The following is a 14,386-nucleotide window of genomic DNA, read 5'->3' on the forward strand; positions in this document are numbered from 1 at the left end:
GAACGTAAGGAGGAAACGACATGTACCATTGTCGTGTGCTTTTTTATTTGTTGGGTCAACCATGCAGGACGTTTGAAACGATAAAAGAAATGGCGCCCTTTGAGAATTTTACGCATACCTATTTGGAAAGTGATCAACTAGAAGAATCACTGGCGGCCCAGGCAGATGTCATCCTGGCTGATTTGCAGGGGACAGATCCGGAAGGGGCAGTCCGTGCGCTTGTTTCTGCAAAGCGCAAAGATTCGGAACTGATTTTGCTTTTGGATAAAAGCCAGATGGGTTTATTGACGGACGAATGGCCGGAAGTGAAAGATATTTGGATTGGCCCGATGTCGGAAGCGGAAGTGCGTTTTCGTTTTTTACGATGGCAGCAGACCTATAAGATGAGCAAAGATTTTTGGGAAACGAGCCATTACTTGGAAGCTACAATTAACAATGTTCCCAATCTTGTTTGGTACAAAGACAAGGATGGCGTCCACGAGAAAGTTAACGACAGTTTTTGCAAAACTGTCAATAAGACGAAGCGTCAGGTGGAAGGACGCAGGCATAGTTATATCTGGGATGTGGAGGAGGACGATCCTGCCTGTATTGAGTCGGAACGTGAAGTCATGAGCAAACGGGAGACCTGCGTATCGGAGGAACATATCCAAACGGGGGCGGGAATGAGGACGCTTACGACTTATAAATCGCCCTTGTTTGATTTGGACGGCAGCGTCATGGGAACCGTAGGCGTGGCGATTGACGTGACGCAGGAGCGGATGTATGAACAGGCGATTGTACAGAAGAACCAAACCCTAGAGAAAATTTTTACGACGATTGATTGCGGTGTGATGCGTCATACGGTGGACGGGAAGCATATCATCAGCGCCAATCAGGCCGCCTTGAGAATCCTGGGATACGAGTCTTCGGAGGAAATGATGGCGGACGGGTTTCATATGGTTGCCAGAACAGTTTTGGAGGAAGATCAAGAAAAGCTCCGGGCATGCATAAAAAGTTTGAAAACGGATGGAGATAGTGTCAGCACCGAATATCGGGTCAGGCATAAAAATGGAGATTTGCTGCATGTAATGGGCACGGTCAAGCTGTTAAAAGAAAATGGGAAACTGTTTTATCAACGTTTCCTTTTGGACTGCACCGCTCAAAAATTGCAGGAACAGAAAAATGAAAGACAGCAGATGGAACTGATCCAGGCTTTGAGCATTGATTATAGTATTGTCTGCTATTTGGAACTGAACACAGGAGTCGGTATGCTGCTCCGGAACAATCCGTCAACGGAAAACGTTTTTGTACCAGATTTTGACGGCAATATCTTTTTCCGGGAGAGTATGGAGCATTACATACAGACATTCGTGCATGAGGACGACAGGGAGATGCTGCGTCAAGCTTTTTCGATCGAATGTCTAAAAAAAGAACTGGAAGAAAAGAATCAATATTATGTGAACTACCGTGCTGTTTTAAACGGAGAGACGGAATATTTTCAGTGGAAAGCCGTGAGAACTGGAATTTGGGGAGATCAAAACGGCGTAGTTTTGGGATTTCGCAGTGTGGATGAGGAAATTCGTACAGAATTGGAAAAGAAAAGCTTACTGGAAAGCGCGTTGATGCAGGCCAATCAGGCCAGCAGGGCAAAAAGCACTTTCCTATCTAATATGTCGCACGATATCCGTACTCCGATGAACGCTATTGTCGGGTTTACCACCCTTGCCCTTTCCCATATTGGGCAGAAAGATCAGGTAGAAGAATATCTGAAAAAGATTATGGTTTCCGGGAATCATCTGTTGAGCCTGATCAACGATGTTTTGGATATGAGTCGGATTGAAAGCGGCAAGATACATTTAGATGAAAAGCCGTGCCATTTACCAGGAATTTTGCATGAACTAAAAAATATTTTGCAGCCGGACGTCCATGCAAAGAAGCTGGAGTTTTATATGGAAGCCGGAAATATCCTGAATGAAGATATTTATTGCGATAAGCTGCGGCTGAGCCAAGTCTTGCTGAATTTGCTGAGTAATTCCGTCAAGTATACGGGGGCGGGCGGTACGATTTGGATGAAGATAATAGAAAAAAGCGGAGCGCCCAGCGGCTATGCAAAATATGAGTTTCATATCAAAGATACTGGAATTGGTATGAGCAAAGGATTCATAAAACGTATTTTTGAACCCTTTGAGAGAGAAAAAAGCAGTACGATCAATGAAATTCAGGGAACCGGGCTTGGGATGGCGATCACAAAAAATATTGTGGATATGATGAACGGTACCATCGAAGTGGAAAGCGAGAAGGGAATCGGGACGGAAGTCATTGTTAGCCTTACTTTCCGGCTATATTCTGAAACAAAAAAGCCGCAGGATATTCAGGAATGGAACGAAGACCAAACGTCGACTGCGGACCGTGATTTGGATACGGATAGTCAGGAAAAAGCGGTGAAACGCTATACCGGGCGTATTTTGTTGGCGGAGGACAATGAAATAAACCAGGAAATTGCCATGGCGATTTTGGAGGACGCTGGATTTTCCGTAGAGGTTGCTGAAAATGGACAGATTGCGGTAAATATGTTAAAAGAATCAAAGCCGGGATATTATCAGTTAATCCTGATGGATGTTCAGATGCCTGTGATGAATGGCTATGAAGCGACGAAAACCATTCGCGGGTTTGAGAATCAAGAATTGGCATCTATTCCGATTTTGGCGATGACGGCCAACGCCTTCGAGGAGGACCGTCAGGAAGCGCTAAAGAGTGGAATGAATGGGCATCTGGCAAAACCCGTTGACGTGGACATCCTGTTTGATACTTTAGATCACATCTTGTCCTAGGCGTATGCCTGAATAAAGAGAAGATATTCCTGCGTTAAGAGCTACGGAAAGGATAACAAAAAAGTAAGACTTGCCTAGATAGTGGCAGGTCTTACTTTTTTGTTATCCTAATATAGAAAAATCGATCTATTTTGTTCCAAAAATCCGGTCGCCCGCATCTCCAAGGCCAGGACAGATATAACAGGCGTCATTCAAGCCCCGATCCAGATGGCCGATGTAGATCTGAATATCCGGATGAGCCTCCTGCAGTCGTTTTAAACCTTCCGGAGCAGCGATCACGCACATAAATTTGATCTTTTTACCGCCGTGCTCTTTGATAAAATTGACAGCGGCGATGGCGGATCCGCCGGTGGCCAGCATCGGGTCCACCACGACGATGGTGCGTTCTTCGATGGGATTTGGCAGCTTACAATAATATTCGTGGGGGTCGTGGGTCTCCTCATCCCGGTAGAGGCCAATGTGGCCGACTTTTGCGGTAGGAGTCAGATTTAAAATTCCATTCACCATCCCAAGTCCGGCCCGAAGAATCGGTACAACGGCAAGCTTTCTGCCGCTGATAATAGGAGACTGGCAGGTCTCGATCGGTGTACGGACCTCAATATCTTCCAGCGGAAGATCACGCAGCGCCTCGTAGCCCATCAGAGTGGCTATCTCTTCGATCAGCTGCCGGAATTCGTTGGTCCCGGTGCCGATGTCCCGCAGCATGGTGATTTTGTGCTGAATTAAAGGATGGTTTAGAATCGTAACATTTTCGTTCATAGTGCTCCTTTCTTTCGTAGCCTTTCTCTATGACGCCGTAAGGGCCTCTCGCTGGGTCATATTATAGCATGCTGGAATCGGGATTGCAATGGAAAATGGAATGCGATCGGAATCGAACTGACCCAGGAAATAAAAAAACGGTTCTTGATGCTGTCAGGAACCGGTTTTGTTTTCTTTATTGGTCAATATGGCATCTTGACAAAACTAAATATTGGCCATCCGACACGGTAACATAAGAGCTTCCGCTGAAATTGTCATTGGCTTCGATATCGTCCTGCCGTCCGTCATTATACACACAGTAGTATCCCTTGCCATTGTCCGCCGTTACTTTATATTCCCCAGCAGGGAGATGAACGCCTATTTTAAAGGTGCCTGTTTGGGAGGTATCTAAGTCGCCTGCTTCTTCGATCGGAACGGCATAACAGCGTTTTAGCGTGAAGTATTCTCCCTCTCTAACCGTAATAATGGAATTATATGAAAAATTTTCATTAGTGATGATATCGTTATCATTACTATCTTTGGATAGGCAGAAATAGCCGGCAACCGTAGACTTTGCAAATAAAACATATTCTCCAGCGGGAATATCACCGCCTACTTTATACTGCCCTTCGCTATACTGCGTAGCAGATGTATCTAATATTTTTTTCCCAGAGAGGTCTTCCAGGGAAGTTTTTAGCAACATATTATTCAATGCAAAATTTTCTGGCTCTTCGTCATATAAATAAGCCAAAGAATCAAGAATAAGTTCATATAGAAAATTGCCGTTGGATCCTTGCTCAAAATAAGCTCCTAAATAGGTAGCGCATCCGAAATATATATTTAACTCGTCAAGCGTGTCATCCCATTTTGTTAACGCCGAGAACTTGGGATAATAGGAAACAAGGATATCAATCACTTCAGATGTATTGCTGTCGCTTCGTTCTAAATTGCTTTCGTCCGTACTAAGTCGTAATAAGGAAACCGTAAGATCGTGTTGTTCCTCTGCGCTTAATGTAGTGGACTCAGAAGCGGCTTCTGTTTCTGGAGCAGCAGTTGTCACTGCTTCTGTGGCTACCAGAGTCGTTTCCTGGGGAGTGGATTCTTCGGCAGTTGTTTTTGTTGTTTCTCCGCTGCACCCGGCGAGGAATAGGCCCAGACATAGCGATAATACCAGTAGACTTTTTCTCATAATAATTCTTCTCCTTTGAAATCTAATGTTTTAATTATACTATAAAAATAGAAAAAAGCAACAAAAGAAAATGATTTGTGGCTGCAATTTATATCAAAATCCTCAAATCGTTCTTTCTCCTTCTTCGTCCTCAAATGAGAAAATCTTAAGGTCTTCTTAATCTTTCTTGAAGATTACTCCAAGTCATTGAACCCCCTATTTTGATATGCTAAAATGGAAGACAAAATCAGTTGGGGGAAACGAGCATGAGGAAAAACGTCCTGGAATACCTGGAGGAAAGCGCCAGGAAAAGCCCGGATAAAATCGCTTTTTCAGATGAAAAAAAGTCAAATTCCTATCGGGAGATAGAAGAGCGGGCAAAGAGAGTTGGCAGTGCGCTGGCGAGAAAAGCGCCGCCCCGCAGTCCAATTCCGGTGCTGATGGAAAAGGGTGTGGACACCATGGCGGCATTTCTGGGCGCGGTATATGCCGGCTGTTTTTATGTGCTGCTGGATCGGACGCAGCCGAAAGCTCGCTTAAATACGATTTTAAAAACGTTGGAAGCTCCCGTACTGGTGACCCTTCCGGAATATAAGGAACAGGCGGAAACGCTGGATTTTTCCGGAGAGATTTTGTCCTTGGACGAGCTGGAACAAGAGTCGGCCGACGAGGCAATCTTAAACGCGGTGCAGGGACAAGCATTGGATACGGACCCTCTTTACGGAATTTTTACTTCTGGTTCTACGGGGGTGCCAAAGGGAGTTGTCGTGGGGCACCGGTCGGTGATCGACTTTATCGATTGTTTTGTGGAACTATTTGGAATTACCTCGGAAGATGTGATTGGGAATCAGGCTCCTTTTGATTTTGACGTGTCGGTCAAAGATATTTATACGACTTTAAAAACCGGCGCGACGATGGAGATCATCCCTAAAAAGTATTTTGCTTTTCCGGCGGAGCTTTTGAACTATATTTGTGACCGGAATGTGACGACGCTGATTTGGGCCGTGTCGGCGCTCTGCCTGATTACGACGTTAAAGGGCGGATTGGACTATCGGGTGCCCTCCCAGCTAAAGCGGGTGATGTTCAGCGGGGAGGCCATGCCGGTCAATCATCTGAACGAGTGGCGCCGCCATCTGCCGGATACGATGTTTGTCAATCTCTATGGCCCTACGGAAATCACTTGTAACTGCGCTTATTATATTGTAGATCGGGAATTTGCGCCGGGGGAGGCTTTGCCGATGGGGAGGCCTTTTCCCAATGAAAAGGTATTTTTGTTAGATGAAGAGAATCGGCAGGTCACAGAGTCAGGCTGCCTTGGGGAACTTTGTGTGGCGGGGACGGCGCTTTCTCTTGGCTATTATAATAATCCGGAGGCAACCGCAAAGGCCTTTGTTCAAAACCCTTTGAATTCCCGCTATCTGGAGCCGATTTACCGGACCGGCGACCTGGCCTATTACGGGGAAGACGGACTTTTGGTTTTTGCTTCCCGGAAGGATTTCCAGATCAAGCACATGGGACACCGAATCGAACTGGGAGAGATAGAGGCTGCTATGGGCGCGATTCCTGGTATTGTTCGGGCCTGCTGTACTTATGACGAGAAGAAGCAGCACATTATCGCCCATTATGTAGGCGAGGGAGAAAAACGCCAGATCGCAAAAGCATTGCTCCAGTGGATTCCCAAATATATGCTTCCCAATGAATACCGAAGATGGGACCAGCTGCCGGTAAACGTCAATGGAAAGGTCAATTACCGGTTGTTACGAGAAGGACAGGAGGGTGGACAATGACCGGGCAGGAGTTAAGAAGACTTGCGGGAAAGTATGGGACGCCTTTTTATGTGTTTGAATTGGACTGTCTAACCGAGAGAACTCGCCGTCTCGATGCGTTTTTTGCCGGAACCGCCGCTTTGTGCTATGCCATGAAAGCAAATCCCTTTTTGACAGGGCCTTTGGAACCGCTGGTGAGCCGTCTGGAAGTTTGCTCCCAGGGGGAGTTCCATATCTGCCAGCGCTTGGGGATTCCGCGGGAAAAGATCGTGCTATCCGGTGTAAGCAAAAAGAAAGAGGAGATCGAAGAGATTTTAGAAAGCGGCGGCGTAGGTATCTTCACCGCAGAGTCAAAGCAGCAGCTGGCTCTTCTATCTGAGTGCGCGAAGCACCGTCAGCCTTTGCCGGTTTTGCTGCGGGTCAGCAGCGGAAATCAATTTGGTATGGACCGAGAGACGGTCAAGCAGATCTTAGAGGAAAAAGACAAATATCCGTTTATTCATTTCCGGGGATTGCAGTATTATTCCGGGACGCAAAAGAAAAAGCCGGAGAAGGTAGCGGGAGAATTTCATAGCCTATGCCAATTTGCCAGGGAACTTCGGGAGACGGTCGGTTTTGAGGCGGAAGAGATTGAATTTGGGCCAGGATTTCCGATTCCCTATTTTTCTGGGGAGAAATGGGCGCCGGAAGAAGAGTGGCTTTGCTCCCTAAGACAAGCTATGGAAGAAGAGGCGATGTCGGCCAAAATCACCTTGGAGATGGGACGCTTTTTGGCCGCGGAATGCGGAACTTATTTGACGGCCATCGTAGACCGGAAGCAGAATGAAGGGGAAAACTATCTGATTCTGGACGGTGGAATTCACCATGTAAATTATTATGGTCAGATGATGGCGATGAAACGACCGGATATCACCTATCTGCCGCTGCGGGAAAAGACGGAGGCCGCGGGGAAAGAAGAGACGGAATCCCTGTGGAACCTTTGCGGTTCCTTATGTACGGTGTCCGATGTGCTGGTAAAGGGGCTTCCGCTTATAGAACCGGAGCCGGGGGATTTGCTGGCGTTTCAAAAGATCGGGGCATATTCCGTGACCGAAGGGATTTACCTGTTTTTGAGCCGGGATTTGCCCAAGGTATTCTTTTTTACAAAGAAGGACGGGGAGATTCTGGTTAGGGACGCCCTTGAGACCAATGTATGGAATAGCCCAAGCCATTCCTATGAATAGAGAGGAGAAAACAATGGAAAAGTTAATGGAAATCTTGGAGGAGATTCGCCCGGAAGCGGATTTTGAGAATTGTAAGACGCTAATCGACGACGGGGTACTGGACTCTTTTGACGTGATGTCCATCATCAGCGAGCTGGGGGACGAGTTTGAGATTGAGATCAAACCGGCGGATGTCATTCCTGCGAATTTTAACTCGGCGGAAGCGATGTGGGAGATGGTAAAACGGCTGCAAAACAAATAGAAAAAGCATAGGGGGATAGCATGTCGTTTGTATCGACAAATTTTCTGATTTTTCTGTTTGCAGCTGTGGCCGGATACTATCTGATCCCGAAAAAGGCTCAGTGGATGTGGCTGCTGCTGTTTAGTTACCTTTTTTACTTATCCGCCGGGATAGAGATCCTTTTCTATCTGGTATTTGCTACGTTGGTAACTTATGGCGCAGGAATCGGAATTGAAAAGACAGAGAAGAAAAAACGGGTGATGCTGGCGGCGGTCCTGTTGGATTTTGGGATGCTGGCCTTTGTAAAATACTTTAATTTTGCGGTAGAGAATCTAAACGCGCTCTTTGGTCTGGGGATTGCGGAGAGGAATCTCCTCCTGCCCCTTGGAATTTCTTTTTATACCTTTCAGTCTGTGGGATATGTGATCGACGTTTATCGTGGGAAAGTGAAGGCGGAGAAAAATCCTTTCCGCTTCGCTTTGTTTGTGTCCTTTTTTCCACAATTGCTCCAGGGACCCATCGGCCGTTTTGACCGTCTGGCCGGTGAACTTTATGCACAGCGCTCGTTTTCCCTGCTCCGGATGGAACGCGGATTACAGCGGATGCTGTGGGGGTATTTCAAAAAGATGGTTTTGGCGGATCGCCTGTCCGTTACGGTCAATCTTATTTTTTCTAATTATCAACAATATTCCGGTTGGATCAATGTGATCGGCGTGCTCTGTTATTCCATCCAACTCTATGCGGACTTTTCCGGCGGGATGGACGTGGTGATCGGCGTGGCGGAGATGTTCGGTATTTCGATGGATGAGAATTTCAAACGGCCGTATTTTTCCCGATCGATTTCCGAATTCTGGCATCGCTGGCACATTACACTGGGAACCTGGATGAAAGATTACATTTTTTATCCCTTGTCTTTATCCCGTGGAATGAAAAAATTCGAGAAGTTTGCCAAGAAAAAATTCGGAAAAAAGACCGGGCGGATTTTACCGGTCTGCATCGCCAATATTGTGATCTTTTTGGTCGTTGGAATCTGGCATGGACCAGCCTGGAAATATATCTGCTACGGCCTGTTTAACGGCGTTATCATTGCTTTTAGCAATCTGATGGCTCCTGCCTACAAAAAAGGACTGGCCGCGCTCCATGTTCCCGTGCAGAGCTGGTGGTGGAAAGGTTTTCAGATGCTTCGGACCTTTGTGATTGTAAATATCAGTTGGTTCTTTGACATGGGAATCGATGTGAAGGCGGCGCTTACCATGATGCGCACGACTTTTCAGAATGTATCCCTTCAGCCTTTCCGGGACGGAACCCTGACATGCCTTGGACTTGACAGGGAGAATATCGTCGTTGTTTTGTTTGGATGCCTGATTGTATTTGTAGTCAGCGTTCTTCAGGAACGCGGGGTAAAAATACGGGAATCTCTCTCAGAGAAAAACTGGCTTTTGCGCTGGATCGTGTATGGCCTGCTTGTATTGGCTTTGCCGTTGCTGGGAGAAACCGGCCCGATCGGAGGGTTTATCTATGCGCAGTTCTAAAAAGAAAAAAGCACTGGTATTGATCGGGTTTGCGTTATTTTTTTGTTTTGGGAATTTTTTGATGAATCTGGCGTTGGTGGAGCCTTCCTACATGGGAGTTCACTACCGGATTTTGGAGGAAGAAGGCCCCTTTGATCTCATTACTATTGGAACTTCCCATGGCCAGAGCGGAATTGTGCCGGCAAAAGTGGAAGAAGAGTCCGGCTTAAAAATGATGAATCTCTGCGTGGCCGGGGAATATCTGCAGGATAGTTATTATATGCTGCGCCACGCGCTGAAGTATCAAAAACCAAAGGCCATTTACTATGAGCTGGATTTTACGTATTGGCTGACGGAACCCAATTATCAGTCCAACACGATTATGCGGGAAATGCCATGGTCTTTCAATAAATTGGAGTACTTTTTTGTCCAGATGGGACATCAGGATTTTCGGGCGGTCTTTTTTCCGTGGATGTATACGAGAGATGTTCTGAAGAATATGCCGGTGTTGAAAAACTACGTGTATTTAAAGATTCAAAAGGAGTACAGGGACAAACAGCCGGAAGGGTTATATGAAAAGGGCTGTTATGATCATGGTTATATTATGGGATGTACGGTACCCAACGAGGAAAAAGAGGCTTACTGCCCCCGCCAGTGGGAAGCGGATAAAACGAAGATGGCAGAGCATATCCAGGGGATGCGGGAGTATTTGGAAAAAATCATTGCCCTTTGCCGGGAAAATGGAATTGAATTTAAGATCTTCGTAACTCCGATTCCGGAGGAAACATACCAAAAGGACTTAGCAAATCAAAAAGCCGTGGATGCTTACATGAAAGAGATGGCGAAGGAATACGGAGTACCCTATTACAATTTGAATTATCTAAAAAGAGATCTGCTTCCGTTGACGGGAAGTGAATTTCAGGACTGGGAGGGGCATCTGGGCGGATTAGCGCCGAGGTTCAGCCAGCTTTTTGGAAAGCTGATCCGAGACCAGCAAAACGGAACCTTCCAGGAAAGCGATTATCTCGATCCTTATAAATGGGAGAAATAAAAAACAGTCCTTGTCATGCTTCCAACCATAAGATGGGAGGCGGCGTTAAAACATATCGGAATATTTTGTAGGGTTTCGGAGCAAGTACTTCTAGGATTCCGGAAATTTGTGAAAAGCACTCGCAAAAATAAGAAACTCGCTGCGCTCAAACAGTCTTATTTTTGCTCATAATACAAATTTCCAGAATCGAAGAAGTACGAATGCTCCTGCAAATACAAAATGTTCCGATATGTCTTAATACCGCCTCCCATCTTATGGTTGGAAGCAGGATAGAACAAAAAACCAGGGATACAAACGTATCCCTGGCGAAAGCCTGCCGGTGGTGGGACTCGAACCCACACGGATATTCTCCACACGATTTTGAGTCGCGGTCGTCTGCCAATTCCGACACACCGGCAAATCACACTTGTATATTTTAGCATTGGAGTCCAAGACTGTCAATCGTTTTTTTGATATTTCTTTTGACTTTTTCTTCCGGGGCATCCGTTGCCAGAGAAATCGTTTTGTGCTATGATACAAAAAATAAGGCTTTTCCATCGGGGATGGGAAACCGGAATGAGAGAGGCAAAGCATGGCAGAAAAGATTGTATTGGTGGATGGTCACAGCATCCTGAACCGGGCGTTTTACGGTGTACCGGAATTAAACAATTCGAAAGGTATCCCCACAAACGCCGTATATGGATTTTTGAATATACTTTTTAAGATTTTGGAGGAAGAAAAGCCCCAGTATCTGGCAGTCGCCTTTGATCGGAAGGAGCCTACGTTCCGCCATCAGATGTACGAGGCTTACAAAGGAACCAGAAAGCCGATGCCCGACGCACTTCACGCTCAGGTGCCGATTATGAAAGAGATGCTTACCGCCTGCGGTGTGGCGATCTTAGAACTTCCGGGATATGAGGCGGACGACATTCTCGGTACCCTTGCCAAAAAGAGTGAAGAGCAGGGGATGGCGGTAACCTTGGTGTCTGGAGATCGGGATTTGCTGCAGATCGCTACAGAGCATATCTGTATCCGGATTCCAAAGACCAAAGGCGGACAGACTGTGACGGAAAATTATTTTGCCGCCGACGTGAAAGAAAAATATGGGGTGACGCCGGAAGAATTTATCGATGTGAAAGCGCTGATGGGGGATTCCTCAGACAATATTCCCGGCGTGCCGAGCATCGGGGAGAAAACGGCGACCAATTTAATCGCAGCGTTTCACAGTATTGAAAATGCTTACGCGCATGTATCGGAGATCAAGCCGCCGCGGGCCCAGAAAGCCTTGGAAGAGCATTATGATATGGCCAAGATGAGTAAAACGCTGGCAACCATCTGCGTGACCGCGCCGGTAGAATTCTCCTTTGAGAAAGCTAGTCTGGGGAATCTCTATACGAAAGAAGCCTATGAGCTGATGAGCCGTTTGGAGCTGAAATCCCTGCTCAAACGGTTTGATACCAGCGCATGGGAGATGGAAGGGCAGGAGGAAAAGGAGATTTCCTTCCGGGAAATCAAAGAATTGGGCGATGCGGAAGAATTTTTTGCCAAGTTGAAAGAAACACCTTGCTTTAGCGTACAGACGGTAGGCGGTTCGGAGGAACTTTTGGGATTGGCTTTTGGCCTTGCGGAAGATCAGGCGGTTTATCTGGAGTGCGGCGGTTTTTTGACGGCAGCCTATTTGGCGGAACAACTGAACCAGCTGGCGGAGACTGCGGAGCGTATCGTGGTTCTGTATTTGAAGGATTTGCTCAAACAGCTTCCCGTGCAGGAGAAGCCGTCCTATTTTGATGCAAGCGTAGCCGCGTACCTGCTGAATCCCTTAAAAAGCAGCTATGACTATGCGGATTTAGCCAGGGATTATTGCAGCCAAACCATTCCTTCCCCAGCGGAGCTTTTAGGGAAAACGCCGATTGCGGAAGCGAGCCCGGAGGTATTTCAAACCCATGTGTCCCGGCTTGCGGCAATTCCTTTTGCCGCAGCGCCGATTCTAGCGAAACGGTTGGCGGAAACCGGCATGGAGAAACTGTTTTTGACCGTGGAGATGCCGTTGATTTTTAGCCTTGACCGGATGGAGAAGGCCGGCGTTCGGGTGGAGCGTGAGGCGCTGAAGGAATACGGCGATCAATTGGAAGCACAGATTGTGATTCTGGAAAAAGAAATCTATGAGATGACAGGCCGGACGTTTAATATCAATTCCCCGAAGCAGCTGGGGGAAATTCTGTTTGACGAGATGAAATTGCCGGGCGGAAAGAAGACGAAGACGGGATACTCCACATCGGCGGATGTTTTGGAAAAGTTAAAGCCCCATGTGCCGGTGGTGGGAAAAATCCTGGAATATCGGACATTGGCAAAGCTGAAGTCCACGTATGCCGACGGTCTTGCCAATTTTATCGGGCCGGATGAGCGAATTCACGGTACCTTTAATCAGACCATCACGGCGACGGGCCGGATCAGCAGCACCGAACCAAATCTGCAGAATATTCCAATTCGGATGGAGCTGGGAAGGGTGCTTCGCCGGGTATTTGTGCCGGAAGAGGGGATGGTTTTTGTGGATGCGGACTATTCCCAGATTGAACTGAGGGTTTTGGCCCATATGTCGGGGGACGAGCGGCTGCAGGAGGCCTATCGGGAGGAGATGGATATTCACCGGATTACGGCTTCCCAGGTATTTCATATTCCGTTAGATGAAGTGAGCCCTCAGCAAAGAAGAAATGCGAAGGCCGTCAATTTTGGAATTGTCTATGGAATCAGCGCTTTTGGACTGAGTGAAGATTTGAGTATCAGCCGGAAGGAAGCCACCGATTATATTCAAAAATACTTTGAAACCTATCCGGGCGTAAAAACGTTCTTGGATCGTTTGGTGAAGGAAGGCCGGGAAATGGGGTATGTCCTGACTCTGTTTGGACGCCGCCGTCCGATTCCGGAGCTGAAATCCTCCAATTTTAATCAGCGTTCCTTTGGGGAGCGTGTGGCCATGAATTCCCCGATTCAGGGAACCGCCGCGGATATTATGAAAATCGCGATGGTTCGGGTAGATCATAGGCTGCGGGAGGAAGGACTTCGCGCCCGTATTATCCTCCAGGTACACGATGAGCTTTTGGTGGAGGCTCCGAGGGAGGAAGCGGAACGGGTGAAAACTCTGCTGGAAGAGGAGATGAGCGGAGCGGCTTCCTTCGACGTCCCTCTGGCGGTGGAAGTTGGTATCGGAGAGAACTGGCTGGACGCGAAATAAAAGAAAATTAAAATGTGTACAGAGAAGTCTGCGGGAGGGAATCTTCCGCAGACGGCATGGAAAGCGGGGCGAAGAGGTGAGCGTGATCGGGATTACCGGCGGCGTGGGATCTGGAAAAAGTGAAGTTTTAAAGCTTTTGGAGCAAGAATACGGAGCGCATGTGATTCAGGCGGATTTGGTGGCGCGGGAGTTGATGGAACCGGGGGAGGCTTCCTATCAGGCGGTGGTAAAGGCTTTTTCTGAGGCGATCTGCAAGCCAGACGGCAGTATCGACCGGCCGAAGCTTGCGGATATTGTCTTTCAGAATCCGGAGAAACGGGAGCTGCTGAATCGTCTGACGCATCCGCTGGTAAAGCAGGAATTGCGCCGTCGGATTCTGCTTTTTCCGGGAAAACTGACGGTACTGGAAGCGGCGCTTCCGGTAGAAGCGGGATTCCGGGAGTTTTGTGATTCCATCTGGTATGTGTACGCGCCGGAGGCGGTTCGGCTGGAACGGCTTCAAAAAGGACGGGGATATTCCCGCGAAAAATGTCAGGAAATCATGAAAAGCCAGTTGTCCGAGGAGGAGTTTCGGGCAGTCAGCGATGTCGTGATTGAAAATGGGGGAAGTTTTGCCGCGGCTAAAGCGCAGATTCATGCGATTCTGGCGGTGAGAAGTATAAATGATCCCACATAATTGTCTTGTGAT

Annotated in this window: 10 protein-coding genes and 1 tRNA gene; 8 read left to right on the plus strand and 3 right to left on the minus strand. The window is 47.4% G+C overall.

The annotated features are described in order from the left end of the window. Nucleotides 1–20 precede the first annotated feature (20 nt). Nucleotides 21–2,810 carry a PAS domain-containing hybrid sensor histidine kinase/response regulator gene (locus tag ACCC71_RS05505; RefSeq protein WP_434311418.1) on the plus strand — a complete coding sequence of 930 codons (2,790 nt, stop codon included), beginning with the start codon at nucleotides 21–23 and terminating at the stop codon, nucleotides 2,808–2,810. 126 nt (nucleotides 2,811–2,936) lie between these two features. On the opposite strand, the gene upp is transcribed toward ACCC71_RS05505, so the two are convergent. Together upp and ACCC71_RS05515 are read right to left on the minus strand one after the other, a co-directional pair. Next, on the minus strand, nucleotides 2,937–3,569 hold the full coding sequence (gene upp / locus ACCC71_RS05510; protein ID WP_434311419.1) for a uracil phosphoribosyltransferase: 633 nt from the start codon (nucleotides 3,567–3,569) through the stop codon (nucleotides 2,937–2,939). Nucleotides 3,570–3,744: 175 nt separating this feature from the next. After that, nucleotides 3,745–4,737: a hypothetical protein gene (locus ACCC71_RS05515; protein ID WP_434311420.1), complete on the minus strand. Its 993-nt coding sequence runs from the start codon at nucleotides 4,735–4,737 to the stop codon at nucleotides 3,745–3,747. Nucleotides 4,738–4,982: 245 nt separating this feature from the next. Between ACCC71_RS05515 and ACCC71_RS05520 the strand changes: the two genes are divergently transcribed. Genes ACCC71_RS05520 through ACCC71_RS05540 form a run of 5 tightly spaced genes read left to right on the plus strand, consistent with a single transcriptional unit; the run spans nucleotide 4,983 to nucleotide 10,487 of the window. After that, complete coding sequence (locus tag ACCC71_RS05520; RefSeq protein WP_434311421.1) at nucleotides 4,983–6,503, plus strand: amino acid adenylation domain-containing protein; 1,521 nt, start codon at nucleotides 4,983–4,985, stop codon at nucleotides 6,501–6,503. Beyond that, nucleotides 6,500–7,705, plus strand: a complete 1,206-nt coding sequence (locus ACCC71_RS05525; RefSeq protein ID WP_434311422.1) for an alanine racemase — start codon at nucleotides 6,500–6,502, stop codon at nucleotides 7,703–7,705. The genes ACCC71_RS05520 and ACCC71_RS05525 overlap by 4 nt, the downstream gene beginning before the upstream one ends. 13 nt (nucleotides 7,706–7,718) lie before the next feature. Then, the gene (locus tag ACCC71_RS05530; RefSeq protein ID WP_434311423.1) at nucleotides 7,719–7,946 is read left to right on the plus strand and encodes a phosphopantetheine-binding protein; all 228 of its coding nucleotides are present in this window, start codon (nucleotides 7,719–7,721) and stop codon (nucleotides 7,944–7,946) included. 20 nt (nucleotides 7,947–7,966) lie between these two features. Further along, the gene (locus tag ACCC71_RS05535) at nucleotides 7,967–9,457 is read left to right on the plus strand and encodes an MBOAT family O-acyltransferase (protein WP_434311424.1); all 1,491 of its coding nucleotides are present in this window, start codon (nucleotides 7,967–7,969) and stop codon (nucleotides 9,455–9,457) included. Continuing rightward, nucleotides 9,444–10,487, plus strand: coding sequence for a hypothetical protein (locus ACCC71_RS05540; RefSeq protein WP_434311425.1), 1,044 nt, complete (start codon nucleotides 9,444–9,446; stop codon nucleotides 10,485–10,487). Before ACCC71_RS05535 ends, ACCC71_RS05540 begins: the two co-directional genes overlap by 14 nt. A gap of 314 nt (nucleotides 10,488–10,801) precedes the next feature. On the opposite strand, the gene ACCC71_RS05545 is transcribed toward ACCC71_RS05540, so the two are convergent. Next, nucleotides 10,802–10,884, minus strand: a tRNA-Leu gene (locus ACCC71_RS05545). Nucleotides 10,885–11,058: 174 nt separating this feature from the next. Here ACCC71_RS05545 and polA point away from each other — a divergent pair. Continuing rightward, nucleotides 11,059–13,698 carry a DNA polymerase I gene (gene polA / locus ACCC71_RS05550; RefSeq protein ID WP_434311426.1) on the plus strand — a complete coding sequence of 880 codons (2,640 nt, stop codon included), beginning with the start codon at nucleotides 11,059–11,061 and terminating at the stop codon, nucleotides 13,696–13,698. Next, nucleotides 13,664–14,374, plus strand: coding sequence for a dephospho-CoA kinase (gene coaE, locus ACCC71_RS05555; protein ID WP_434311427.1), 711 nt, complete (start codon nucleotides 13,664–13,666; stop codon nucleotides 14,372–14,374). Before polA ends, coaE begins: the two co-directional genes overlap by 35 nt. Nucleotides 14,375–14,386 lie beyond the last annotated feature (12 nt).

Origin of the sequence: Hominifimenecus sp. rT4P-3 (assembly GCF_051055405.1) — a bacterium.
Taxonomy (GTDB): domain Bacteria; phylum Bacillota; class Clostridia; order Lachnospirales; family Lachnospiraceae; genus Pseudolachnospira.

Bases quoted from the DNA above. Each gene is read 5' to 3' on its own strand.
- ACCC71_RS05540 (WP_434311425.1), top strand. From the start codon at position 9,444: ATGCGCAGTTCTAAAAAGAAAAAAGCACTGGTATTGATCGGGTTTGCG.
- ACCC71_RS05530 (WP_434311423.1), top strand. From the start codon at position 7,719: ATGGAAAAGTTAATGGAAATCTTGGAGGAGATTCGCCCGGAAGCGGAT.
- ACCC71_RS05520 (WP_434311421.1), top strand. From the start codon at position 4,983: ATGAGGAAAAACGTCCTGGAATACCTGGAGGAAAGCGCCAGGAAAAGC.
- ACCC71_RS05505 (WP_434311418.1), top strand. From the start codon at position 21: ATGTACCATTGTCGTGTGCTTTTTTATTTGTTGGGTCAACCATGCAGG.
- polA (WP_434311426.1), top strand. From the start codon at position 11,059: ATGGCAGAAAAGATTGTATTGGTGGATGGTCACAGCATCCTGAACCGG.
- ACCC71_RS05525 (WP_434311422.1), top strand. From the start codon at position 6,500: ATGACCGGGCAGGAGTTAAGAAGACTTGCGGGAAAGTATGGGACGCCT.
- ACCC71_RS05515 (WP_434311420.1), bottom strand. From the start codon at position 4,737: ATGAGAAAAAGTCTACTGGTATTATCGCTATGTCTGGGCCTATTCCTC.
- upp (WP_434311419.1), bottom strand. From the start codon at position 3,569: ATGAACGAAAATGTTACGATTCTAAACCATCCTTTAATTCAGCACAAA.
- ACCC71_RS05535 (WP_434311424.1), top strand. From the start codon at position 7,967: ATGTCGTTTGTATCGACAAATTTTCTGATTTTTCTGTTTGCAGCTGTG.